Below are 25,101 nucleotides of genomic sequence, written 5' to 3' on the forward strand. Positions count from 1 at the left end.
TCCTGTGGGGGGCCTGTTGATGGGCCTGTCTGCGGCACCGAAGGAGGAGGACCGGTGCCTGTTCTGTCTGTAAGGTTAGTGTGGTCATGGCGCAGGTGCAGCATAATTTTGTTGCGAGCGGGTAATCTTGTAAGTTATGTCAGCGGTAAGTTTGAAACATTGTTAGGTCTGAAATGAACGAACGCGGTGAAAAGCTGCTGATCGGTCCCCGGCTCAAGGCGCTGCGCGTCTCGCTCGGGTTGACGCAGGTGCAGATGGCCGGGCGGCTCGGGGTGTCGTCGAGCTATGTGACCTTGATGGAGGGCAACCAGCGCCCCGCCTCGGCCAAGCTGCTGATGCGGCTGGCCGAGGCCTTCGACATCAATGTGAGCGAACTTGCGCCCGAAACCGACGCGCAGCTTGCCGCCGATCTGGCCGCGGCGCTGAAGGATCCGGCTCTCGAAGCGAATGTCGGTCGGGTCGAGATTGAACAGGCGCTCTCGGCGGCACCGGGCATCGCGGCGGCCCTCGTGCGGCTGCACGACCGCTACCGCCAGCTGGTGCTGTCGCGCCAGACCGACGCCAATCCGCTGGCCGACCGCGACAAGGTCGAGGTGCTGGAGGAGGGCAGCCGCGCGGTGCAGTCGGTCCGGGCGTGGCTGTTCGAGCGGCGCAACCATGTCGACGCGCTCGACCGCGCCGCCGAGGCCATGGCCGAGGAGATGAAGCTGCACCGGAGCGAGCCGCACACTGCGCTCACCGAACGGCTGCGCGGGCATGGCATCCGCGTGCGTATCCTGCCCTCGGAGGTAATGGCGGGCCGATTGCGCCAGCACGTGGCGCATCGCGGCGAGCTGCGTCTCTCCGAGCTTTTGGGCCAGTCGAGCCGCCGGTTCCAGATGGCGGTGCTCTTGGCGCGGATGGAGTTGCCGCAGGAGATCGCCGACGAGGTCGCGGCCTCGGGGCTGACGGACCCGTCGGCGCTGGCGCTGGCGCGGGTGACGCTGGCCAACTACTTCGCCGCAGCTCTTCTGATGCCCTACGGGCGCTTCCTCGCCGCCTGCGAGACGGCGCGCTATGACGTGGAGCTTCTCAGCCACCGGTTCGGCACCAGCTACGAGCAGGTGGCGCACCGGCTGACGACCCTGCAACGCGAAGGCGCGCGCGGCATTCCGTTCTTCTTCGTGCGCGTCGATCAGGCGGGCAACATCTCCAAGCGGTTCAGCGCCGGGCGCTTTCCGTTTTCCTCCTTTGGTGGCACCTGCCCGCTGTGGAACATCCACGCCGCCTTCGAGGCACCCGAACGGGTGCAGACCCAAGTGATCTCCATGCCCGACGGCGCGCGGTATTTCTCCATCGCCCGCACCGTGACGCGGCACGGCGGCACGTTGGGCCAGCCCGCCACACGGCTGGCCATCGGTCTGGGCTGCGACGTGGCCTATGCGCCGCGGCTGGCCCATGCCGAAGGGCTCGACCTCGACCGCATCACCCCCACCGGCATCGGTATCAACTGCTACCTGTGCGAGCGGCCCAACTGCGCCAGCCGCGCCCATGCGCCGGTCAACCGCCGGCTTGAGATAGACGAGAGCGAACGCGGCCTTGCGATCTACCGCTTCGAGGGCGAGCGGTGAGAATGCCCTCCCTTGCGTCACCCTTGGTGCGCCGATAACCTCCGCTCGAATCCGTTGGGGTGCCCGCAAGGGCTGAGAGGCAAAGGCCGACCCATCGAACCTGATCCGGCTAATACCGGCGGAGGGAACGGAGACGCGACTCGAGGCTTGCGACGCCCGACGCCCGAGGTCCGTCCTGCGTCCCCCGTCCGGGGGGAGAGCGAGACGATGCGCATCAAGACGGCCCTGACCATCGCAGGCAGCGACAGCGGAGGCGGCGCGGGCATTCAGGCCGATATCAAGAGCTTTGCCGCCTTCGGCGTATACGGCACATCCGCCCTCACCGCGATCACGGCGCAAAACACGCGCGGCGTTCATGGCGTCATGCGGGTGCCGCCCGAGATGGTGACGGCGCAGATCAGGGCCGTGCTAGACGACATCCCCCCCGACGCGATCAAGATCGGCATGCTGGGCGGTGCGGCGGTGGTGGAGGCCGTGGCCGAGGCGCTGGCGGGCTACGAGTGCCCACTCGTGCTCGACCCAGTGATGGTGGCCAAATCCGGCGACGCGCTGCTGGATGACGCGGCTGTCGATGCGTTGGCAACGCTGTTGATCCCCCGCGCCACGATCCTGACTCCGAACCTGCCGGAGGCGGCGCGTTTGCTGGGCTTGTCGCAGGCTACGACAGCCGCCGAGATCGTCGCCCAAGGGCGGGCGCTGCTCGACCTAGGCCCGACAGCGGTGCTGATGAAGGGCGGCCATGCGACGGGGCCGCATTGCACCGACCGCCTGATCACCCAGGCGGGCGTGCACGAAGTGACGGGGCCACGCATCGCCACGCGCAACACCCATGGCACCGGCTGCTCGCTCTCGGCAGCGCTGGCAGCCCTTTTGGCGACGGGCCGTACGCCGGAGGCGGCGTTGGAGCGGGCGCAGAGCTGGCTGTCGGGGGCGATCCGCGCGGCGGACAGGCTTGGGATCGGATCCGGGCACGGGCCGGTGGATCATTTCCATGAGGGGCGGCGATGAGCCTGCGCATCATCGGCGGCGGCGTCATGGGCCTCGCCGTGGCGGCCGAGCTGTCGGCGCGCGGGCGCGCGGTGACGGTGGTGGACCGGATGGCGCAGGCCGGGCCGCATCACTGTTCGTGGTGGGCGGGGGGCATGTTGGCCCCCGACTGCGAGGGGCTCACGGCGGAGGAGCCGGTGGTGCGGCTCGGGCGCGAGGCGGCGGGCTGGTGGGCGCGCCAGGGCGCGCAGGTCATACGGCGCGGCACGCTGGCGGTGGCGCTGGGGCGCGACCGGGCGGAGTTCGACCGCTTTGCCCGCCACGTGCCGGGCATGGCGCTCGATGCCGACGGCGTGGCGGCGCTGGAGCCGGAGCTCGCGGGGCGCTTTGCCCGAGGTTTGCATGTCGAGGCCGAGGCGCATCTCGATCCGCGCGCAACCCTGCAGGGCCTGCGCGACCGGCTCGCCGCGCGTGGCGTCGTGTTCGAGACGGGCGAGGGCCGGTCAGAGGGGGCGGTGATCGACTGTCGAGGCCTCTCGGCGCGCGACGCCATGCCCGACCTGCGCGGGGTGCGCGGCGAGATGGCGGTGCTGCGGGCGCCCGAGGTGGAGATCACCCGGCCCGTGCGGCTGCTGCACCCGCGCTACCCGCTCTATGTCGTGCCGCGCGGACAGGGGCTCTTCATGCTCGGCGCGACCCAGATCGAAAGCGAGGGGCGCGGCCCCGCGACCGCGCGGTCGGTGCTGGAGCTATTGAGCGCGGCCTATGCGCTGCATCCCGCCTTCGGCGAGGCCGAGGTTCTGGAGATCGGCGCCGATGCGCGCCCGGCCTTTCCCGACAACCTGCCGCGCATCCGGCGGCGGGGCGAGACCATTCATGTCAACGGGCTGTTCCGCCATGGTTTTCTTCTCGCGCCCGCGATGGCGCGGATGGTGGCGGATTGGCTCTGCGACGGCATCAGACCGGAGGTGTGCGATGAGGATCATGGTTAACGGCACGGCGCGCGAGATCGCGGCCGACACGCTGGCCGAGGCGCTGGTGGCGCTCGGGCAGGGGGAGGAGACGGTGGCGACGGCGCTCAACGAGGAGTTCGTGCCCGCCACCGCGCGCGCGCGGACTCCGATCGCGCCGGGCGACCGGATCGAGATCGTCGCGCCGCGGCAGGGGGGCTGAGCATGGTCCGCTTTTACGGCACGGAGCTGCCCTCGCGGCTGATGCTCGGCACGGCGCAATACCCCTCGCCATCGGTTCTGGCCGAAGCCTTCCGCCGCTCCGGCGCGGGCATCGCCACGGTTTCAGTGCGGCGCGAGGCGGCGGGGGGCGAGGGCGGCGCCTTCTGGGCCTTGGTGCGCGAATTGGGCGTGCGTCTTCTGCCCAACACCGCCGGCTGCCATTCGGCGCGCGAGGCGGTGACCACGGCGCGCATGGCGCGCGAGCTGTTCGGCACCGACTGGATCAAGCTTGAGGTGATCGGCCACGCCGACACGCTGCAGCCCGACCCTTGGGGCCTCGTCGAGGCGGCGCGGGAGCTGTGCGACGACGGGTTCAAGGTCTTTCCCTACACCACCGAGGATCTGGTGCTGGCCGATCGGCTGCTCGGTGCGGGCTGCGAGGTGCTGATGCCGTGGGGCGCACCGATCGGCACCGGGCTGGGGCTGGCGAACCGCTACGGGCTGCGCAGCTTGCGGGCGCAATTCCCGGGGGTGCCGATGGTGGTCGATGCCGGGCTGGGGCGACCGTCTCAGGCCGCCGAGGCGATGGAGATGGGCTATGACGCGGTGCTGCTCAACACCGCCGTGGCCCGCGCGGACGACCCGGCGGCGATGGCCGAGGGCTTTGCCCGCGCGGTCGAGGCCGGGCGGCTGGGGTTCGAGGCAGGCGCGATGGAGCCGCGCGACATGGCGGCCCCCTCGACGCCGCTCATCGGAAAGGCGTTTCTGGCATGAGCCTCGATCGCTTTTACCCGATCTTCGACGATGTGGCGTGGCTGGAGCGGATGCTGCCCTTGGGCGTGAGGCTAGTGCAGCTGCGGCTGAAGGACCGGACCGAGGCCGAGACCCGCGCGCAGATCGAACGTGCCCGCGATCTTTGCGCCGTGCGAGGCGCGACGCTGGTGGTCAACGACCATTGGCAGACCGCGATCGATCTGGGCTGCGCCTGGCTGCATCTGGGGCAGGAGGATCTCGACGCCGCCGATATCCCCGCGATCCGCCGCGCCGGGCTGCGCCTCGGGGTCAGCACGCATGACCGGGCCGAGCTGGAGCGGGCGCTTTCCCTCGCGCCCGACTACGTGGCACTGGGGCCGGTCTGGCCCACCATCCTTAAGAAGATGAAATGGGAGCGGCAGGGGGTGGAGCGGCTCGGCGAATGGAAGCGCGAAATCGGCGGGATCTCCCTCGTCGCCATCGGTGGGCTGAGCGTAGCGCGCGCGAAAGAGGCCTTCGCGGCGGGGGCGGATGTGGTCTCGGCGGTCACGGACATCACGCTGAACCCCGACCCGGAGGGCCGGGTGCGCGAGTGGATAGGGGCGACGCGATGAACCGCTATGCGCGGCAAATCGCGGTGCCGGAGTTCGGCGTGGAGGGTCAGGCGCGGCTGCGTGCGGCCCATGCGCTGGTGATCGGCGCGGGCGGGTTGGCTGCCCCGGTGCTGCAATATCTCGCGGGTGCTGGCGTAGGCCGCCTTCGGCTCGTCGATCCCGACCATGTCGAGGCCTCGAACCTGCACCGCCAGACGCTCTTCCGCGAGGCTGATCTCGGACAGTCCAAGGCCATCGCGGCGGCGGCGCATCTGGCCGCGCTCAACCCCGACTGCGCGGTCGAGCCGGAGGTCGCCCGCTTCGATCCGGGCAATGCGGCGGCGCTCTGCGCGGGCGTCGATCTGGTGATCGACTGCGCCGACAGCTTTGCCGCGAGCTACGTCGCCTCGGATCACTGCATGGCGGCGGGCCTGCCGCTCATCAGCGCCTCGGTCACCGAGCTGTCGGGCTATGCAGGTGGCTTTTGCGGCGGCGCGCCAAGCCTGCGCGCGGTGTTTCCAGACCTGCCCGCGCACATGGGCTCCTGCGCCGAGGACGGCGTACTCGGGCCGGTGGTCGGCGTGATCGGGGCGGTGCAGGCGCAGATGGCGCTCGCAATGTTCGCGGGCATGGCACCCTCGCCGTTGGGGCGGCTGGTGAGCTTCGATGCCGCGGGCTGGCGCTTCGGCGGCTTCGGCTTTGCGGGGGCCGAGGAGCCCGCGCAGGCGCCGCGGTTCCTCGCCGCCTCGGAGATCGCGCCGGGGGATTTCGTGGTGGATCTGCGGCGCGAGGAGGAGGGGCCCATGGTGCAGCCGGATGCGCTACGCATGCCGGTCGATGCGTTCGGCCCCGAAGGCCCGCGCCCGCCCGCGACCGCCCGTGCCGTGCTCTGCTGTCGCTCGGGGCTTAGGGCGTGGCAGGCGGCGCAGCGGCTGGGGGCCGTCTGGGACGGAGAGATCCGGCTGGTGGCGCTTGGCTGATCCTGCCGTGGCGGCAGAGCTTGCAAGACGCCGCCGCGCGCATAGAGTCGGGGTCTGCCGCGCCCCCGAAAGGACCCGCCATGACCCGTTTTCTGCAAGACATCGAGAGCCGCCTCGAGGAGATCCGCGAGGAGGGGCTGTGGAAGACCGAGCGCGAGATCACTTCGCCACAGGGCGGGCGCGTCGATCTGAACGGGCGCGAGGTCATCAACCTGTGCGCCAACAACTATCTCGGCCTCGCCGATCACCCCGGCCTGATCCACGCCGCCAAGGAATCGCTCGACCGGCACGGCTATGGCATGGCCTCGGTGCGCTTCATCTGCGGCACGCAGGATCTGCACCGCAAGCTGGAAAAGCGCCTCGCCGAATATCTCGGCCACGACGACACGATCCTCTTCGCCGCCTGCTTCGATGCCAACGGCGCGCTGTTCGAGCCGCTGCTCGGGCCCGAGGACGCGGTGATCTCGGACGCGCTCAACCACGCCTCGATCATTGACGGCATCCGCCTGTGCAAGGCCAAGCGCTACCGCTTCGCCAACTCGGACATGGCGGATCTGGAGGCCAAGCTCCGGGAGGCCCGCGAGGCCGGGGCGCGGCACGTGATGATCGCCACCGACGGCGTGTTCTCGATGGATGGCTATCTCGCGCGGCTCGACGAAATTCGGGCGCTGGCGGACAAATACGATGCGCTAATGATGGTCGACGACTGCCACGCCACCGGCTTCATGGGGCCCAAAGGGGCTGGCACGCCCGCGCATTTCGGCGTGAAGGCCGACCTGCTGACCGGCACACTGGGTAAGGCGCTGGGGGGCGCCATCGGCGGCTATATTGCGGGGCCGCAGCCGGTGATCGATCTGCTGCGCCAGCGCGCGCGACCTTATCTTTTCTCAAACGCGCTGCCGCCGATGGTCTGTGCTGCAGGCCTTGAGGCGCTGCACCTGATCGAAAAGAGCGACGACCTGCGGACGCGGCTCTTCGACAACGCCGCCTATTGGCGCAAGGGTCTGACGGATCTGGGCTTCGAGATCCTGCCGGGCGAGCATCCGATCATCCCGGTCATGCTGCACGATGCCAAGCTCGCGCAGAAGATGGCGCAGAGGCTCGACGAGCTGGGCGTCTATGTCTCGGCCTTCTTCTTCCCGGTGGTGCCCAAGGGCAAGGCCCGCATCCGCACTCAGATGAACGCCGCACTCACCCGCGAGGATCTCGATGCCGCGCTCGACGCCTTTGCCAAGGCGGGCCGCGAATTGGGCGTGATCTCGTGAACCGCTCGAACGGCATGACAGCCCTCGTGAAGGCGAGGCCCGAGCCGGGGCTGTGGATGGAACACCGCCCCGTGCCCGAGATTGGCCCCGACGACGTGCTGATCCGCGTCAACAAGACCGGCATCTGCGGCACCGACGTGCATATCTGGAACTGGGACGAGTGGGCGCAGCACACTGTGCCGGTACCGCTGGTCACGGGCCATGAATTCGCGGGCGAGATCGTCGAGCTGGGACGCAACGTAACCGACCTCGAGATCGGCCAGCGCTGCTCGGGCGAGGGGCACCTGATCGGCAAGCATTCGCGCCAGAGCCGGTCGGGTAAGTTTCACCTCGACCCCGAAACCCGCGGCATCGGCGTCAACGAGCCGGGCGCTTTTGCCGAATACCTGCGGCTGCCGGCCTTCAACGTGGTGCCGCTTCCCGACGCCATCGACGACGAGATCGGTGCGATCCTCGACCCTCTGGGCAACGCGGTCCACACCGCGCTTAGCTTCGATCTGGTGGGCGAGGACGTGTTGATCACCGGCGCGGGGCCGATCGGCATCATGGCGGCAGCCGTCGCGCGGCACGTCGGCGCGCGTCACGTGGTCATCACCGACATCAACCCCGACCGCCTCGCGCTGGCGGCACAGGTGGCCGACGTGGTGCCGGTCAACGTGGCCGAGGAGGATCTCGCCGAGGTGGTGCCGCGCCTTGGCATGAAGCAGGGCTTCGATATCGGGCTCGAGATGTCGGGCAACCAGCGCGCGCTCGACCAGATGGTCGAGCGGCTGGTGATGGGTGGACGGATTGCCATGCTGGGCATCCCCCCGGGCAAATCGCCAGTCGACTGGAGCCGCATCGTTTTCAAGGCGATCACCATCAAGGGCGTTTACGGCCGTGAGATCTTCGAGACCTGGTACAAGATGATCGCGATGCTGGAGAACGGTCTAGATGTCCGGGGCGTCATCACGCACCGCCTTCCGGTGGCCGATTATGTCGCGGGGTTCGACGCGATGCGCGGGGGGAGTTCTGGCAAGGTGGTGCTCGACTGGACCGCCGGACGCTGAGCCGACCGGCCCATGCATCAGGCGCATGGCGGGTCTACGACCTTGGCGGTTTTCTTTGTCCGTTATCGCTACCAATTAGGGTTCAACGACGCGGCGAATACGCGCCACGCCGATCAGGCCCTAGAACTGGGCCACAACGGACCCGAACCAAGGATATCTGACATGGCTACCGCCACCATCGACCAGCGCACCACCTACAACACCGAAGCCTTTGGCCTCACCGCGATCACCGCGCGCCTCAAGGCCGCCGTCGCCCGCAACCGCGTCTATCGCCAGACCCAGCGCGAGCTGAGCCTGCTGAACGACCGCGATCTGGCCGACCTCGGCATCGCCCGCGGCATGATCAACGAGATCGCCCGGGGCGCGGCCCGCGCCGTCTGATCCCAAGATCGTTTTTGCCCCCCTGACATGGGGCTCCGACATGACGCGATGACCGAAACGGCGGTCCCCGAAATGGGGGATCGCCGTTTCGCGTTTTGGCGCGGCTCTCTCGACTGCGGCCCGATCGTGGTAGGATGGCGCACCGGCCTGTCCCGGTGGACCGCGCCGGAGATTGGGAGAACAGAGCAATGAAACTCCGTTTTGCGATTGCGGGCCTTTTGGCCACCATGCCGTTTGGCGCGGCCTTGGCCGAGACCTATTCCGCCAACGGCACGGGAATGGGGACCACTTCGGCCGAGCAGATGCCGGTGAGCGAGGATCTGATCGTGGTGCATTCCATGACCACCTATGATGGTTTCGAGGTGGATGACGCTGATAACCCGCTGGCCAGCCTGACCGGACCCTGCTTTGGCGCGGTGCTGATCGATGCCGGAGCCGTCAGCGGCGGTGGCAACTGTCATTACACCGATGCCGATGGCGACAAAGTGGTGATGGCTTGGACCGCGACCGGGATGAGCGAGACCGGCCGCACCATGGGAGAGTGGTCAGTGGTCGGCGGCACCGGCAAGTGGGAGAGCGCCGAGGGCGGCGGGACTTTCGACGCGGGCGACGACGCGCAGGGCGACTACAGCAACCAGATCATGGGCGAGATCACGATGCCCTGACGTGTCAGAGCGTCTCTACTCGGGCAAACGAACGCCCGGCGCCCCTGTCTGGTTCGGCTCGCGCAGCATCAGGATCTGTTGATGCCCCGTGCTTTGACCCTGCGTCAGGAGGCCCCACATATGGTAGGAGGGGGCGATGATCTCCGCAGCATCTCCCCCTCGTCCCGTCCTTGCGGAGATGGAGGTTCGGATGTTCAAGAGAGTTCTCACCACAGCCCTGCTGTTCGGCATGGCCGCGACCGCCCCGCCCGCCGCTGCCCAAAGCTGCGCCCCGCGCGACAGCATCGTCGAAAAGCTCGAAGGGCGATACAAGGAGAGTCTCACCGGCGCAGGGCTCCAGGGGAGCGCGCAGGCGATGATCGAGATATGGACCAACCCCGAGACCGGAAGCTTCACAGTGCTGCTCACCGATCCCGGCGGTCTGAGTTGCATCGTCTCCTACGGCTCGGATTTCTACGCGGTCGAGCGGCCCGTTCAGGTCGAGGGCGAGCTGGGTTGAACCGGCTCAGCCCGTCGGCATGATGAACATTTCGCGCAGATCCGCCGTCGGCGACTGCTCCAGCGCGAAGACAACGGCGCGGCCGATGTCCTCCGGCTGGATCTTGTCGGGCTTGGGCTCGGAAAAGAACGGCGTGTCGACCATTCCCGGCGCGATCACGGTGCAGCGCCCGCCCCATTCGCGCATCTCCTCGCTCATATTGCCTGCATAGCCGTGCACGAACCACTTGGTCGCGCCATAGATGGACCCCGCGATGTGCCGCTTGCCCGCCGCCGATCCGGTAAGGACGAGGTGGCCCTTGCGCTTTTTCAGTTCGGGCAGGGTCACGCGCGCGGTGTAGAGCAGCGCCATGATGTTGAGGTCGATCATCGCGCGCCATTCGGCGGGATCGCCTGCCTCGGTGCCCGGGGTGTCGAGCCCGCGTCCCGCATTGGCGAAAGCCGCGTCGAGCCCGCCCTTGGCCGCGACGAACCGCGCCACGGCGTCCTGTTGGCTCTCGAGGTCGGTGGCGTCGCCGGGCAGGGGCATGGCTTGTGAGCCAAGTTCCTGGGCGAGCGCGTCAAGCTTGTCTGCGCTGCGCGCCATCAGCCCGACGTGCCAGCCTGCCGCAACGGCGGCGCGGGCGGTGGCGGCGCCGATCCCGGAGGAGGCGCCAGTGATGAAAAGCGTGCGGTCGGACATGATCCACTCCTGCCTGGGGCAACATGGTGCAAGCTGGACCGCGCGCGGCTCGCGACAAGTCCCCTGAGGATCATTGGCCCCGAGATCCGCCCCCTAGGCGGATCATCCCGCGCGGCGCTGATCTTCCATGCAACCGCGCAGCAGATCCAGATCCGCTTCGAGAGAGTCGTGGAATTCGGGCGCGCGAAGATAGAGGCGCGCAAGCTGCGCCTCGGCCGCTTCTCTTAGCGTGGCGCGGCGGCTGGCCGGCAGATCGCGCACCAGATCGACGCTGGCCGGGTCGCGTCCCTGCGGTGCCCGATCCAGCAGATCCGAAAACAGGCCCAGTACATCGAGATCGCCGCAATTGCGCACATCGGCCACGTCAACAGCCGCGATCAGCGCGCGACGCCGCGCCTGTGCGGCCCGACCCCGCGGGGTCGCGGTGACGGCCTCAAGCCATTCGGCGAGGCTGCGATGACGAAAGAAGACTTGCCCTGAGGTTGTCTCGTGCATGGCGATCATCCTTCCTGCTGGCCAAAATGCGGTTCTGGATCTGACGGGTCGTGCAACTGTCGGCCCGAGAGGAGAAACTGCCGTATCGGGCAGGGGACCATCTCTGATCCTATTGGCGTGACGTCATATCTAGCGGGTTCTGGGCCACGCGAAACCTGTCCTGTCGGACAGGCTATCCAAAAGTCGAGAGCGTATTGCGAAACAATGCGGCGGCATCGGCTGGAATCGGTTGCAACCTGAAGACGATCGTTTGGCCATTTTATTGCACCGGTGTCGGCCATGTTGCGATGCCGGTTTGCCATCAAACCGCCATCTGGATGATTTTTGTTCCTTTACACCGGGTTAGTGGTTTTGCGGCCCCGGTGACGACCAGTGACCGTTTTGAGGACGCGACGATGACTTTGCATCTGCACAGCTATGCCCCGCATGATTTTCACGAACTCGCCGAGATCGCACCGCTGGGGTTTTGCGCGGTGTTCCGGGTCAGCCGGGGACGACCGATGCACACCGAGAACTGCTTCTCCCCCGCATGGCGTGACACCTATGAACGCCAGTCCTACGGCTTGCGCGATCCCGCCATCGGCTGGGCGCTTGGCCACGACGGGATGATGCGCTGGGATCGGCTGTCGCACCGCGATCCCGCCGGGGTGATCGCGCATGCCCACGCGTATGGTCTGCACCATGGTATCACCGTCGCCACGGGGAGCGGCGAGCTGCGGTCCTTTTGCGGGTTGGCGCGGGCCGACAGGCCGTTCACCGACCAGGAAGGCGAGCGCGCGCTGCGCGTGATCAGGCGGTTGCATAACGGGCCGGTGGGAGAGATCCGCCTGACCGAGGCGCAGTGCGAGGCGCTCAGCCTGATGGCGTCGGGGGAGCGTCACACCCGCGCCGCCGCGATCATCGGCATCAGCGAAAGCGCCCTCAAGGCGAGGCTGAAATCAGCGCGCGGGACGCTTGGCGCGCGCACCACCGCCGAGGCGGTACACGCGGCACAGATGCACGGGCTGATCTGACGGCATTGCGTTACCGCGCCGGATGCGGCACCCCTCGTGTCAAACCGGATAACCCTGCTCGAGCACCAACGCCCAGATCTCGTGGTTGAGCAATCTGAGCGCCTCGATCGTGTCCTTGATCCGGGTCAGTGCCTCAGCATCGACGTCGTCGCTCCGACCCATCTTCAGGGCATCCTTGCGATCGGCGATGCGCATGGTGATCGTTCGGGTGGCGCCGGTTTCGGTGTCGAAGGAATAGATCGAGTGGCTGTAGTGATTGCGCAGCGACTGGTGCTTTCGGATGCGGGTGGTGAGGCCGATGATCCGGTGACGCAGCTCGCTCGAAACGTCACCAGCTTTTGCCAGACGCTCGACGAGGTCGACCCGCGCTCGCGTGGTGTTGAGCGTGAGATAGATGATCACCGCCGACTGCTTGGTGGTGCCCGCAAGCCCGGCGATCAGGTGGATCAAAAGGCTCTCGGTATTGGTCCAGCTGTAGTTCATGCGCCCGACCAGCAGCAGAAGTTGGTCGAACGCGCTCAGGCCCGCTTCGCCGATCCCCGGCGCCTCGGGCGCGGGGGCCGTCATGTCACATCGGTCGGTAGCATGGCCGCCTCTCCCTGTGCGAGAAACCAGATCGCGGCGCTGGTGCGGTTCGAAACGCCCAGCTTGCTGATCAGGTGATGGATGTGCAGCTTGACCGTGTGCTCCGACAGGCCCAGCTCGGCGGCGACGATCTTGTTTTGCTTGCCCTTGGCGATCAGGGCCAGGACCTCCCATTCGCGCCGGGTCAGATCACGGATGGCCGGGTCGATCGGCTCGATCCGGGGCGGGGTTACGTGCTGTGCGGTGAGAAGGCTGCGCAGTATGGTCTCGGGCACGAGGATCTCGCCGCAAAGCAACAGGCGCACCATCGCCAGCAGCACGTCGATCCGCACGTTGAGCGGCAACAGCCCGAGCCGCGGCGGATCGTGATCGTTCAAGCCCTGTCGCAACAGGTTGTGATCCGGTGGGTGACCGCCGTAGGCAAGCACCAGCATGTCGGTGCCCGCCGCCTGCGCGGCCGCCAGCATGTCGGCTTGTGTGGAGATAAAGGCCTCGTCGACAAGCAGAAGCGGCACATGGCCACGGGATTCGCGAATACGAACGACCTCTGCCAGATCCGCGGCTCTGGTAAAGGTCACGCTGTCGAATTCAGCGGCGAGCGTTTTCAGAAGATCATTCGAGAAGCAGAATTCGCTTCCCATCATGGGAATGAAAAGTTTCGCGCCATCGGGGACGGGGGAAATGGGATGATGTCGGGGGTCGGTTTCACGATTCGACATGGTTGACTCACAAAATAAAAATCGAACACCTGAATCGAGAGTTCGTAGGGTTTCGATAGTAAGGCTATGAGCGCTAGATCCACATAGACCGATAGGCTAGGTCCAGATTTCCTTAGTCCTGTGACGCCATGGAATCGCCGCGGACAGCAAAATGCGCAGTGGATAAAATAGGTTTACAAAGGGTTACTTGCGTCGGATGGCCGCGAGAAATGTTGCCACCGCCCCTCTGTCAACGGGCTACATCAGATCACGTTCGCTTGAAAATAGTTAATGTCAATCGGCGTCAGCGGTGTTGCGATCCCCCTCGTTCGTTGGAGGCGCGTGCCGGATACATCGAATCTCCGGGCTGATCCGCGCGCCAGATCCGCGCAGAGTCGTTTTGTCGGCTGTGATCTGATCCACGGGTCGGATCGATAGAAGCGCGATTTACGGCTCTTCCACAGTCGAAGATGATCGCCCGAGTTTTGGGCAGAACTTTCTTGGTTTGCCATTGGGCATCTTTAATTCGTAATTTCTGCCGCCCTTCCCGGGGCGTTCATCCATTGCATCTCATTGCAACCAGCTATCTCAGTTCACCGCTTTCAAAATGAGTGGCGGTGCGGCGATAGCGCATTGTCTGGAGACAGAACCATGGCCACACGCAACAATAGCACGATCATCGGTTGGGGTGATGGAACTTCACCCGAAAGCGAGGTCATCGACGGCGACGAAACCGGCGCCGCCTCCGAAACCGCTGGCCCGGATCACGGCGACAACAACGACGGCGATCAGGGCGGCGGCGGCGACGGCAAGCACGGCGGCGGACATGACGCCAGTAAAAATTACAACAAGAACAAGAACTCCAACGAGAACCACGACAAGAACTACAACAAGAACAAGAACGAAAACGAAAGCGAGACCGACGCCTCGTCCACCAGCAGTGCCGACGCCACCTCCGGGAGCGACAGCACCAACAGCAACAGCAACACGAATGACAACGACACCGACGTGGACGTCGATGTGGATGTCGACGTGGGTGTGGGTCTCGAGATCGAAGGTGCGTCGGAGCACGATGACGACATGGTCGATCTCGACATCGACAACTCCACCATCGGCGACGTCCTCACCGCCAAGGGCGACCTCAGCTACAACCCCGGCAACGACTTCGACATGGAAGACATGTTGAACGACTCGCTCAATGGCGAGGGCAACGACGCGGGCTTCATCAACGTCCTGACCAACAATCTCGAGGACAACGACACGCTCGAGGAGGCCACGGTCGACAACTCTGGTGAGTTCAACCAGAACGGCAGCGCCAACGGCGGCGAAGCCTATGCTGAAGAAGGGATCAGAAGCGGCGGCGAAGGCGGCGACGGCGGCGATGACGCCGAGGCCGAAGGCGGCGAGGGCGAAGGTGCTGACGGCGGCTCGGCGGATGCCGAGTCCATGGGTGGCAATAGCGGTGACGGCGGTATGGCCGACGCGATTGGCGGCTATGGCGGCAACAGCGCCGAGGCCGACGCCGAAGGTCATGAGACCGACAGTGGTGACGTCGATACGGATACCGAGGCCGACGGTGGCGACGGGGGCGACAACGACTCCAGCAACGACTCGGACTCGGATACCGATGCTGACGTCGATGCCGACGGCGAAGGCGGCGACGGCGGCGATGTCGACAGCGAGGTCGACACGGAGTCCGATAGCGAAAGCGACGCGGAGTCGGATGACGATGGCGGTGACGGCGGGGACAGCGATTCCACCTCGACCCAGACCTCCAGCGCCACCTCCGACATCAACAACGCCTCGACCGGCGGCACCGGCGGCGCGGCGGAAAGCGAAGGCAACGGCCTCGGCCTTGGTCTGAGCTTCTCCGAAGCCGAAGGTGAAGGCGGTGACGGCGGCGAGATCGACGGCGACGTCGATGTCGAAGGCGACAGCGAAACCGAAAGCGATGCCTCCGGCGACGGCGGCGACGGTGGCGAGGTCGAAAGCGACGCCGAAGCCGATGCCGAGGGAGACGTCGAGTCCGACTCGGAGGCCGATGGTGGAGACACCGGTGACATCGACACCGAGGTAACCGGCGAGGCCGACAGCGAAGCCGATGGTGATGCCGACGGTGGAGACGGCGGCGAATCCGACGTCGATCTCGATGCCGACAGCGAGGCTGACGCCGATGGTGACGCCGACACCGAAGCCGGTGACAGCGGCGAAATCGACCAGGAGGCCGACAGCGAAGGCGACGCCGAGAGCGATGCCAACGCCGAGCCCGAAGCGGGCGAGGGTGGCGAAGCCGACGGTGACGCGACCGGCGACAGCGAAGTCGATGTGGCCGGATACTCGGAAGCGGGTGACGCGGGCGACATCGAGGGTGATGCCGACGGCGACAGCGACGCAGAGACCGATGGGTCGGCCGAAGCGGGCGATGGCGACGGTGGCGACACCGAGAACGAGGCCGACAGCGAAGCCGACGGCGAAGCGTCCTCGGAAGCTGACACCGAGGGTGGCGACGGCGACACCGCCGATGGCGATGCCGATGCCGATGCCACGGCGGGAGATGCGACCAACGACAACCCGCAGAACGCCAATGGCGGAGGCGGCAATCCCGATCTCGATACCCTTGGCGACAACTCTCCGGCCAACGCCGACAATGCCACCGGCGGGACCGGTGGGACCAACACCGGCACCACGGGGCCTGCCGACTCGAACGCTGAGGCGAATGGCACCGGTACGGGTGGCAGCAGCACCGGTGGTGCGGCCGACGCCATGACGGGCATGAGCGACAGCGATGTGTCCGGCGACTCGAACGCCGATGGTGACGGCGGTGATGGGGCCGGGGGCGATGCCACCAATGCCGATACGGCCAGTGCCGAGACCGGCAACTCGACCAACTCCACCGGTGGAGACGGCGGCGCGGCCGACAATGGCCACACCACCGACTCGGATGGTGACGCGCAGACCGACAACGACGGCGGCGCCGGCGGAGCGGCGATGGGCAACGGTGGCACCTCCACCAGTGACGGCTCGAGCGAAGGCCGTAACGATGGGGCAAGCGGCGCGGTGATGGGCGGCAACGCCAACACCGACAACGATGCCAGCTCCGATGCCATGGGCAGTGCCGATAGCGACGCCGGCGACGGTGGCGACGGTGCGGCCGACAACGACTCCACGGCCGACGGTCGCGGCAGCTCGGATGGCAACACCAGTGGTGCGGGCGGTGCGACAAGCGCTGCGAACGGGCCGCTGACCGGAATGGTCTCGGGTGATGCGACCGCCGACGGCACCGGTGGTGCCGGTGGTTCGGGCAATGCCAACACCGATGACGACGCTTCGGTGGAAGGTACCGGTTCGACGGCGTCCCAGAGCGGGGCAGGCGCGGCCGGTAGCGCGACCAACGATGCCGACGCCCATGGCACCGGCACCGGCGACAGCGAGGCTCTTGGCGGCAACGCCGACTCGATGGCGCAAAGCGACGCACAGCAGACCACCGACGGGGCGTCCGATGCGACATCCGCTGGTGGGATGGGCGGTGCGACCGACTCCGACACCGACTCCACCTCCAGCAGCACCGCCGACGGTACCGCTGATGGTACGGGCGGCTACGGCGGAATGTCGGATCTTGCAGCCGAAGCGCTTGCGGAATCGATGGCCGATAACGACTCGATCATCGATACGGGTGACGGCGGCATGGCAGACGGAAGCGCCATGGTGGACGTCAGCACCACCTCGACCGGCGATGTCACTGCGATGTCGGGCGATGGCGGCGCAGGTGGCATAGGCAGCGCCACGGGCGGTGCCAGCGGCACGGCGCAGGGTGGAATCGCCAACGGCGGCAACGCCAATGGCGGTGACGGGACCGGCGGCGCCAGCGGCGACGCGATGACCGGGGCGGGCGGCAGCGCTGGCCACGCCGGGACTTGGGGCTCGTCGAACGGCGACGACGGCTACGTGACGGGGGAATCCTTCGCCTCCGCCGCGGCGCAGGTCGACACCAACGCGTTCAACCAAGACATCGTGATGGGTGCCAACGTCCTCGGAAACACCGTGGACATGAACGTGGTCGGAGGCTCCTTCAGCTCCAACTACGTCGGCGACGACAGCGACGGTATGTAAGCCGCCGCGACAACAACCCGGGGCCGGCGATGCCCGGCCCCGGGTCTTGCCATCCCTTCCTCCTGACGGATCGGCAAGGTTTCTCCCCGCAAGCAACAAAGGCACCCGCCACCTTCATGGCGGGTGCCACGCACCGAAAGCAGGGGCCAAATCATGTCGATGGATCGAATTACCGAAATCATCGCGCACTTCATTGGCGACTTCGCGCTGTCCGACGAACTAGGCCGTATCAGGGCCGATTACCGAGAGATCCCGGCAGTGCCGGATGCCGACCTTGAGCTCGACGGGCTTGTTTTCAAAGGGCTCCGACTTGCACCTGCACATGAGATCGAGGACCTCGATCCCGAGATCGTGCACCTGCCGCTTCCTCCCTCCCCTTTCGCGATATTCGTGGCACCTCCTCTGCCGCTGCCCGGACCCGAGCATGTGCTCGAAACCGTCTCGGCCGCGGTGCCCAAGATCGAGCTTCCCACCCTTATCAACGCCTCTTACCGGCCCGACCTCGTCGCCGGTCAAGAGATGCCGCCGCCCTCCAGCGTCGCGGCGATCCTGCATATGTCGAACCGCATCGAGGATGCCGATTTTTTCGGCCCCGTGAGCGCGGCCTCGATCGCGGCCGCGGCCGGGCTGTCGGACATGCTGCAGCTCATGAGCGCACAGCTCGCGGCGCTTTCGCCGCTGCCCGCGCCGCTTGAGGCTTTGTCGGGCAGCTCTGTCGGGGCGCTCGACTGGGCCAGTGTAACGGCCGAAATCCTCGCGGCGGCCGAGCAGCTTGTCCAATCGCCGCTCGGCGGTGTCGTGTTGCTCGGCGGTGAGACGCTGGGGGTACACGTCGACGGCGTGCTGACCCACGCGCTGCCGGACTGGCAGGATCTGCTGCCTCAGTTCCTGCGCGATGACGACGCGGACGATGAGGCAGGTGACGGGTCGAACGTCGAGGCCATGGCACGCGCCGACGGGACGGACGAGCCCGACGACGCCGAGGCCTATGGCAAGGCCGATGACCCCGAAGCTCCGAACGACACCGACGGCATCGACGGCAAGACCGTCGCCGCGACCGACGTGGAAGGTGCCTTCGACAAGGCGATGACCGGTCTCAAGGAAACGGGCACCCCTGTTGCCGATGCGCAGACCACGCCTCTCATTGTGACGGGGGCGAACCAGCTGATCAACGAGGTCACGATCACCTCGAACTGGCTCGATGCGCCGGTGATCGTGGTGGAAGGCGACGCGCGCGCCCTCACCGCAATCTCGCAGGTGAACGTAACCTTCGACCGCGACTCCATCGCGGGTACGTCGCAACAGGATCAGGCACCCTCGCTGGTGAAGAACGCCGTTTCGATCACGAGCACGTCGAACGCCGCCCCCCGCAATCCGGATCATGCCGATCAGCAACCCGTCGGCTGGGCGATCGCCCGCATCACCGGCGATCTGGTGCAGGTGAACGGGGTGCAGCAATACAACTTCGCCAGCGACACCGACAGCGTGCGCATCGATGTGCCCTCCTCGGGCCTACGGCTGTCAGGGGGCGAGAACCAGCTCGAAAACCTCGCCGTCCTCAACGAGTTCGGCTGGACCTTCGACCTGATCGTGGTCGGCGGCAACATGCTTGAGGCGAACCTGATCCGGCAGATGAACCTGGCGCTCGACGACGACATCGTTGCGCCGAAGGTGCAGCAGGCCGCGACGCCGCAGCCCGTTCCGGTCAAGACGAGCACCGTCGCCAAGGACTTGGCACCCAGCAAGACAGTGTCGCATGGCAAAAGCGACACGAGCGCGAAAAGCCAGACCAGCGACACCGGCCCAACGACCGGCGTGGCCGAGGCGGTCGCGGTTCAATCGGGAACAGCGGTCTCGGTAGCATCGGCGCCGGTGACATCGGCCCCGACGGCGGCCTCTTCGGTGGCCCCGAAGACCATCGCTCCGGAGCCCGCCGCCGACCCTGTCTCGAGCGTGGCCCCTGCCTCGAACCCTGTTGCAACATCGACGCCTGCTTCGGTTTCGACCCAGCCAGCCGTCTCCACGCCCGCCCTCGCCGCGTCAGGCGCGCCCGCGAACCTGAGCTACAACGAGGCGCGCATCCACACGCAAGGGCAAGACGTGGCTGCTGCGGTGCCCAAGGTGCTCGGACAGGCCAGCAAGGCGCTGACCGATGGAGCCGAGGCGCTGGGGCGCGAGGTTCTGGGGCTCGATCTCTTCGAGGGCGTCGAACTGCTCAAGGTCCTGCTGATCGAAGGCGATTTCACGACGATCAACTGGATCGATCAGATCAACGTGCTGGGCGATCAGGATCGGGTGGACATGCTGCAAGAGGCGATCGCCGCCTTGCCCGACGCGCAACTTGTGACCGGATCGAACCTGCTGGTGAACCTGGCGTCGATCTCCAAGCTGGGCGTCGACTCCAAGATCATGGCCAAGGGCGACGCCTATAGCGACGCGCTTCTGCATCAGGCGGGGTTCGTGGAAGACGCGGCTCCGGCCTCCGGCGCGGGGCTCGCGCAGCTTGCCAGCGAGGCGGTCGCCTTTCTGGCCGACGGCATGATCGAAACGGCGGCCGCCGATCTCGAGGCCGCGCAGACGACGCTCGATGGCGGTCTTGCCGCGATGTCGACCAGCCAGGTCGACTTGATGCAAACCATGCTGAGCTAGCGAGGAGCGATATGCGCGTGAAAGACTACGCAGATCCCATCCGTCCCGATCCTCCCCTGCGCCGCGAGGCGCGACCCACGCGATTGCCTCGCTTTCTCAGATCCACCCAACCCGGCCAGCCGGACATCCGTGACACCACGGCCCGTGCCACGCCAGAGCCCCCGGAAGACATGCCCAAGGCGCGTCCCGAAACACCCCCAGAGACACCCCCAGAGACACCCTCTGAAGCGCGCCGATCCGAGCGTCCCGCCGCGCGCGGGCCGGATGAAGGGCCACCGCTTCCGGGACGGATCATCGAGGCCGATCGCGGCCCGTTGCCCAAGCACGACGCTCCCGAAGTGCCGGATGGCGGCACGGGCGGTGGCGGCCCGGTGGAGCGCGGCGGCGGTGGTGGCGGCGGCGGGCCTTTGCCGCCCAAGTTTCACAAGCGCATGGCGCCCGAGAATTACGGGCAGGCGCTGCGGCTCGGGATCGGCGCGGTGCGGCGCAACCTCGTGATGGTCCTCGTGCTGACCTGTGCCACCAACCTGCTGATCCTCGCGATCCCGATCTACCTGTTCCAGATCTCGGACCGGGTGCTGACCAGCCGTTCGGTCGACACGCTCATCATGCTCACCATCGTCATCGTCGGCGCGGTGATCCTGCAGGCGGTGTTCGACGCGATCCGCCGGTTCATGCTGATGCGCACGGCGGTCGAGGTGGCCGCGCGGCTCGGCGCGCCGATCCTGAGCGCGGCCTCGGCGGCGGCGCTGCACGGATCGGGGCGCGAGTACCAGACGCTGGGCGATCTGCAGCAGCTGCGCAGCTTCATCGTCTCGGGCACCTTGCTGTCGTTTCTCGACGTGCCTTTCACCCCGCTGTTCATCTTCGCGATTTTCATGGTGCACCCGCATCTGGGGCTGATCGTGATCAGCACGGCGATGGCGCTTCTGGTGATCACCCTGATCAACCAAAAGCTCACCGCGCGTTCCTTTGCCGAGGCCAACGCCGCGCAGAGCCGTGCCAACCTCCATCTCGACTCGATGGCGCGCAACAGCCAGATCATCAACGCGCTGGCCATGATCCCCGAGGCGGTGCGGATCTGGGGGCGCGACTCGGCGATCTCTCTTACTGCGCAGGTTCGCGCGCAGGACCGCAACATCGCCGCCTCCGCCGTGAGCCGCGCGGTACGGCTTCTCACCCAGATCGCGATGCTGGGCTGGGGCGCCTATCTGGCCATCGGCGGCGAGATCACCGGCGGCATGGTGATCGCCGCCTCGATCATCGCGGGCCGGGCCTTGGCGCCGATCGAAGGCGCGATCGAAGGCTGGAGCGGCTACGCGCTTTCGCGCGCGGCCTATGGCCGGATCTCGGCGTTGCTCACCGGCTCGCGGTTGATGTTCGAGCGGCTGAACCTGCCGCGCCCGGAGGGGCGGCTCGACGTGGAGCGGCTTCTTTACGTGCCCGGCGGCACCAAGCAGGTCGTGCTCAATGGCATCAGCTTCTCGCTCGATCCGGGCGACACGCTGGCGATCATCGGCAACTCTGGGGCGGGCAAGACGACGCTGGGCAAGATGCTGGTGGGCTCGATCCTGCCGACCTCGGGCAACGTGCGGCTCGATCTGATGGACCTGCGCAACTGGGACCCGCGCCAGCTTGGCGAAAACATTGGTTATCTGCCGCAGGACGTGCAGCTGTTCCCGGGCAGCATCAAGGACAACATCGGCCGGATGCGGCATGACGCGACCGATGCGCAGATCTACCACGCTGCGGCGCTGGCCGATGTGCACGAGATGATCGCCAACTTGCCGCAGGGCTATGAGACGGTCGTCGCCGCCGACGGCGCGCCGCTTTCGGGCGGCCAAAAGCAGCGCATCGCGCTGGCACGGGCCTTCTTCGGAGAGCCGCGCTTCGTGGTGCTCGACGAGCCCAACTCCAACCTCGACAGCGCCGGCGACAAGGCGCTGGCTCAGGCGATCCGCCACGCCAAGCAGAACAAGATCACCGTGGTCGTGGTGACGCAAAAGCCGTCGCTGCTTACCGCGGTCGACAAGATCATGCTGCTTGGCGACGGCACGATCCAGATGTTCGGCGCGCGGATGGAGGTGCTCACCAAGCTCGCGGGCGACAAGGCCCCGCGCGTGCCGCGAGCAAACGGGGGAGGCGGATCATGACCGTTGCGCGATTGACGGCGGACGAGGGCGAATGGTTCGCCGACGTCCCGCGCTCGGTGCGGCGACACACGTTCTGGGGGCTGGTGCTGCTGGTGCTGAGTTTTGGCGGTTTCGGCACATGGGCGTTGCGCGCGCCGCTGGCGGCGGCGGTGATTGCGCAGGGCAGCTTCGTGGCCACAGGCCAGAACAAGATCGTGCAGCATTTCGAGGGCGGGATCATCAAGGAGATCCTCGTCAGCGAAGGCGACCGGGTCGAAGCGGGGCAGCTTTTGCTGCGGCTCGACGGCACGCAGGCGGTGGCGGCCGAGCGCGAGTTGCAGCTGCGCCGCTTCCGGCTCGAGGCGACGCAGGCCCGGCTGGAGGCCGAGGAAGGGCGCCGGGACGACCTGCGCTTTCCAGAGCATCTCGAGGCGGCGCGCGAGGACATCACGGTGGCGGGCATTCTTGACGGGCAGGAGCTGGCCTACCGGGTGTCGCGCGGCGCGCTTGAAAACGACCTCGCACTTCTGGAGCGCAGCGTGCAGGCGCTGCTGATCCGGGCCCGCGGTTACGAGACTCAGCTCGGCACCCATCGCGGTCAGCTGGAGCTGCTCGAAGCCGAGCACGCAGACAAGTCGGCGTTGTTCGAGCGCGGGTTGCTGCGCCGGCCAGAGCTTCTCGCCATCGAGCGGGCCCGGCTCGAGGCGGAGGGGCAGATCGGCAGGCTCGAGGCCGAGATCGCCGAGATCGACGAGGTCGTGCTGAAGCACCGGGCACAGATCGAGCAGGAGATCGACCGCTACCGCGAAAAGGCGCTCGACGAGCTGCAGGGCGTGCAGTCGCAGCTCGAAAGCATCAACGAGCAGTTTCGCACTGCGCATTCGGTCCGCGAGCGCGTCAACCTGACCGCGCCTGTCGCGGGCACGGTGGTGCGGCTGTATTTTCACACCGCCGGAGGCGTCATCGAAAGCGGACGGCCGATCCTCGAGATCCTGCCCGTGGACGAGCCGTTGATCATCGAGGTGCAGATCCCACGGGTCGAGATCGACAGCGTGCGGCGCGGCCAGTCCGCGACGGTGCGGCTTACCGCGCTCAACCAGCGCACGACGCCAGTGCTTGATGGCGAGGTCTATTACGTCTCGGCGGATGCGATCACCGACGGCACCGGGGCGGAGATGCGCGAGATCTATCTCGCGCGGATTTCCATCGCCGCCGAGCAGCTCGAACGGGTGCGCAACTTTGCCCCCACGCCGGGGATGCCGGCCGAGATCATGATCCAGACGGCGTCGCGGACCTTCGTTCAGTATATCTCAAAGCCGATCAAGGACAGCATGACCCGCGCGTTCCGCGAGCAGTGACCTGCTCAGGGGCCGGGGGGCATGGTGCTCCCCCGGTGCGGATCGCGCCCGGCAGCGGGTCATGGCGTGCGCCCGCGCTCGTTCCCTCCCGCGCGTGCGAGACCCCACGGGGGGGCTTCCGATTGTGTCGAAATCCGATCCGCCCGCCTCCTCGCGGGCAGATTTCGATCGCCGGATCGCGGACAATGCCCGTGGCCCGCAGGGGATCGGGGCGGCGGATCGGGACAAAACAGGCCCGGTCACAAGGCCGCCACAGTCTCGGCGAGTGACAGCCGCATTGCGCCTATACTTCATTAACCATGATGAACGGATTCCCATGGTGGTAAGCAGAATGCTACTTGCGCGCAGATACAAATTGCCCAGCCTGACGACAGCCTTGTTCGGCTTCGTCACACTCTTTGCCGTCTTGGGGTTCGGCGCGATGACCCTCGTGGCCGATCGCAGGCTCGATAACGTCGCGAGCGCGGTGCAGTCGGAATCGGTCTATCTGCGCGGCGAGGCGCTGCGCATGAACCTCTCCAAGGCCCTCGACCGGGAATGGAATTCGGTCAACGCGGTGGCCGGCACCTTGCGGATGAAGCAGATCCGGGCCGCGCGGCCCCGACTGACCGCTATCTCGCGCATCTCGGACTCGATCGCCTGGGCCGGCATCGCAGATGCCAGCGGCCGTCTGGTGGCCAGCTCGCATTCCGAGCTCGAAGGTCAGGACGTGTCGCGCGCCATGTGGTTCCGGCGCGGTCTCACCGGCAACCACATCGCCACGGCCCCGGTCGGCGATCCGCTTGCCCGGATCGTTCCGAGCGACCTCGAAGGCCCGGTGCAATTCGTCGACCTCTCCGCCGCGATCCGCGACGAACAGGGCCGTGTCGATGGCGTGCTGCTGTACCGTCTCAACGCGGGCTGGATCCAGAACTACCTGATCGAATCCGCCAAGGTGCTCGATCTCGACCTGTTCCTCGTCGACGGTCGCGGGCGAGTGTTGTTCGACTATATCCAAGCGGTGCCCGGCGGCCTGTCGGACCGCGCGGCGCAGGTCGTGGCCTCGGGCCAGCAAGGCACCTTCCGGGTCGAGCACGACGCCAAGCACGACGTGTTCCTCGCGCTGCTGCCCAAGCTCGTGACCAACGGCATGGCCTCGCTCGACTGGCGGCTGGTGGCGCGGGTGCCGACGCAGATCACGGGCCTCGGCCTCGGCTCCTTCATGCTGTCGCGCGACATCGTGGCCCTGCTGCTCGGCTCGATGCTGGCGCTGCTGCTCGGCACCGTCCTGTTCAGCCGCTATTTCCTGAGGCCGTTGCGCACCCTCTCGCGCGAGGCCGAGGCCATCGCCGAGGGCCGCGACATCTATCCCGCCGAACAGCGCAGCAGCCGTGAGGCAGAGATCCTCTCCGCGGCGATCGTCCGGATTCAGAAGGTCTGAGAGAGG

The 25,101-nt window shown here is 66.9% G+C and carries 22 protein-coding genes and 1 riboswitch; of the genes, 18 read left to right on the forward strand and 4 right to left on the reverse strand.

Annotation, left to right across the window (positions count from 1 at the left end; genetic code table 11):
• Positions 1 to 173 precede the first annotated feature (173 nt).
• The 12 genes from AADJ02_RS12395 (at position 174) to AADJ02_RS12450 (ending at position 9,954) form a co-directional block, all read left to right on the forward strand.
• Positions 174 to 1,610, forward strand: coding sequence for a short-chain fatty acyl-CoA regulator family protein (locus AADJ02_RS12395; RefSeq protein ID WP_341213325.1), 1,437 nt, complete (start codon positions 174 to 176; stop codon positions 1,608 to 1,610).
• A gap of 45 nt (positions 1,611 to 1,655) precedes the next feature.
• A riboswitch (TPP riboswitch) is annotated at positions 1,656 to 1,754 on the forward strand.
• Between the two features lie 63 nt (positions 1,755 to 1,817).
• Positions 1,818 to 2,618, forward strand: a complete 801-nt coding sequence (thiD, locus tag AADJ02_RS12400) for a bifunctional hydroxymethylpyrimidine kinase/phosphomethylpyrimidine kinase (protein ID WP_341213326.1) — start codon at positions 1,818 to 1,820, stop codon at positions 2,616 to 2,618.
• Positions 2,615 to 3,589, forward strand: coding sequence for an FAD-dependent oxidoreductase (locus AADJ02_RS12405; RefSeq protein ID WP_341213327.1), 975 nt, complete (start codon positions 2,615 to 2,617; stop codon positions 3,587 to 3,589). Before thiD ends, AADJ02_RS12405 begins: the two co-directional genes overlap by 4 nt.
• A complete protein-coding gene (gene thiS, locus AADJ02_RS12410) occupies positions 3,573 to 3,770 on the forward strand; it encodes a sulfur carrier protein ThiS (RefSeq protein WP_341213328.1) in 198 nt (65 codons plus the stop codon). The genes AADJ02_RS12405 and thiS overlap by 17 nt, the downstream gene beginning before the upstream one ends.
• 2 nt (positions 3,771 to 3,772) lie before the next feature.
• Complete coding sequence (locus AADJ02_RS12415) at positions 3,773 to 4,543, forward strand: thiazole synthase (RefSeq protein WP_341213329.1); 771 nt, start codon at positions 3,773 to 3,775, stop codon at positions 4,541 to 4,543.
• Positions 4,540 to 5,136: a thiamine phosphate synthase gene (locus AADJ02_RS12420; protein WP_341213330.1), complete on the forward strand. Its 597-nt coding sequence runs from the start codon at positions 4,540 to 4,542 to the stop codon at positions 5,134 to 5,136. The genes AADJ02_RS12415 and AADJ02_RS12420 overlap by 4 nt, the downstream gene beginning before the upstream one ends.
• Positions 5,133 to 6,095, forward strand: a complete 963-nt coding sequence (locus tag AADJ02_RS12425; RefSeq protein ID WP_341213331.1) for a HesA/MoeB/ThiF family protein — start codon at positions 5,133 to 5,135, stop codon at positions 6,093 to 6,095. Before AADJ02_RS12420 ends, AADJ02_RS12425 begins: the two co-directional genes overlap by 4 nt.
• Before the next feature lie 80 nt (positions 6,096 to 6,175).
• Positions 6,176 to 7,360: a glycine C-acetyltransferase gene (locus AADJ02_RS12430; RefSeq protein ID WP_341213332.1), complete on the forward strand. Its 1,185-nt coding sequence runs from the start codon at positions 6,176 to 6,178 to the stop codon at positions 7,358 to 7,360.
• A 14-nt stretch (positions 7,361 to 7,374) separates the two neighbouring features.
• Positions 7,375 to 8,409: an L-threonine 3-dehydrogenase gene (gene tdh / locus AADJ02_RS12435; protein WP_341213393.1), complete on the forward strand. Its 1,035-nt coding sequence runs from the start codon at positions 7,375 to 7,377 to the stop codon at positions 8,407 to 8,409.
• Between the two features lie 162 nt (positions 8,410 to 8,571).
• Complete coding sequence (locus AADJ02_RS12440) at positions 8,572 to 8,790, forward strand: DUF1127 domain-containing protein (RefSeq protein ID WP_341213333.1); 219 nt, start codon at positions 8,572 to 8,574, stop codon at positions 8,788 to 8,790.
• Positions 8,791 to 8,978: 188 nt separating this feature from the next.
• Positions 8,979 to 9,455 (forward strand): hypothetical protein, encoded by a 477-nt coding sequence (locus AADJ02_RS12445; protein ID WP_341213334.1) that lies wholly within the window; start codon positions 8,979 to 8,981, stop codon positions 9,453 to 9,455.
• Positions 9,456 to 9,645: 190 nt separating this feature from the next.
• Positions 9,646 to 9,954: a hypothetical protein gene (locus tag AADJ02_RS12450; RefSeq protein ID WP_341213335.1), complete on the forward strand. Its 309-nt coding sequence runs from the start codon at positions 9,646 to 9,648 to the stop codon at positions 9,952 to 9,954.
• A gap of 6 nt (positions 9,955 to 9,960) precedes the next feature.
• Here AADJ02_RS12450 and AADJ02_RS12455 read toward each other — a convergent pair whose 3' ends face one another.
• A complete protein-coding gene (locus AADJ02_RS12455; RefSeq protein ID WP_341213336.1) occupies positions 9,961 to 10,635 on the reverse strand; it encodes an SDR family oxidoreductase in 675 nt (224 codons plus the stop codon).
• A gap of 102 nt (positions 10,636 to 10,737) precedes the next feature.
• Positions 10,738 to 11,130 carry a hypothetical protein gene (locus AADJ02_RS12460; protein WP_341213337.1) on the reverse strand — a complete coding sequence of 131 codons (393 nt, stop codon included), beginning with the start codon at positions 11,128 to 11,130 and terminating at the stop codon, positions 10,738 to 10,740.
• 395 nt (positions 11,131 to 11,525) lie between these two features.
• Between AADJ02_RS12460 and AADJ02_RS12465 the strand changes: the two genes are divergently transcribed.
• The gene (locus AADJ02_RS12465; RefSeq protein ID WP_341213338.1) at positions 11,526 to 12,143 is read left to right on the forward strand and encodes an autoinducer binding domain-containing protein; all 618 of its coding nucleotides are present in this window, start codon (positions 11,526 to 11,528) and stop codon (positions 12,141 to 12,143) included.
• Between the two features lie 39 nt (positions 12,144 to 12,182).
• Here the strand turns inward: AADJ02_RS12465 and AADJ02_RS12470 are convergent, their stop codons facing one another.
• The gene (locus AADJ02_RS12470; protein WP_341213339.1) at positions 12,183 to 12,710 is read right to left on the reverse strand and encodes a hypothetical protein; all 528 of its coding nucleotides are present in this window, start codon (positions 12,708 to 12,710) and stop codon (positions 12,183 to 12,185) included.
• A complete protein-coding gene (locus tag AADJ02_RS12475) occupies positions 12,707 to 13,372 on the reverse strand; it encodes a response regulator transcription factor (protein WP_341213340.1) in 666 nt (221 codons plus the stop codon). The genes AADJ02_RS12470 and AADJ02_RS12475 overlap by 4 nt, the downstream gene beginning before the upstream one ends.
• A gap of 705 nt (positions 13,373 to 14,077) precedes the next feature.
• Between AADJ02_RS12475 and AADJ02_RS12480 the strand changes: the two genes are divergently transcribed.
• From AADJ02_RS12480 to AADJ02_RS12500, 5 genes are all read left to right on the forward strand, one after another.
• Positions 14,078 to 17,536 (forward strand): hypothetical protein, encoded by a 3,459-nt coding sequence (locus AADJ02_RS12480; RefSeq protein WP_341213341.1) that lies wholly within the window; start codon positions 14,078 to 14,080, stop codon positions 17,534 to 17,536.
• Between the two features lie 153 nt (positions 17,537 to 17,689).
• Positions 17,690 to 20,185: a hypothetical protein gene (locus AADJ02_RS12485; RefSeq protein ID WP_341213342.1), complete on the forward strand. Its 2,496-nt coding sequence runs from the start codon at positions 17,690 to 17,692 to the stop codon at positions 20,183 to 20,185.
• A 17-nt stretch (positions 20,186 to 20,202) separates the two neighbouring features.
• Positions 20,203 to 22,338, forward strand: coding sequence for a type I secretion system permease/ATPase (locus tag AADJ02_RS12490; protein ID WP_341213343.1), 2,136 nt, complete (start codon positions 20,203 to 20,205; stop codon positions 22,336 to 22,338).
• Positions 22,335 to 23,675 (forward strand): HlyD family type I secretion periplasmic adaptor subunit, encoded by a 1,341-nt coding sequence (locus AADJ02_RS12495; protein ID WP_341213344.1) that lies wholly within the window; start codon positions 22,335 to 22,337, stop codon positions 23,673 to 23,675. Before AADJ02_RS12490 ends, AADJ02_RS12495 begins: the two co-directional genes overlap by 4 nt.
• 376 nt (positions 23,676 to 24,051) lie before the next feature.
• A complete protein-coding gene (locus tag AADJ02_RS12500) occupies positions 24,052 to 25,095 on the forward strand; it encodes a cache domain-containing protein (RefSeq protein ID WP_341213345.1) in 1,044 nt (347 codons plus the stop codon).
• Positions 25,096 to 25,101: the final 6 nt, after the last annotated feature.

This window comes from uncultured Limimaricola sp. (assembly GCF_964022235.1).
Taxonomy (GTDB): Bacteria; Pseudomonadota; Alphaproteobacteria; order Rhodobacterales; family Rhodobacteraceae; genus Limimaricola.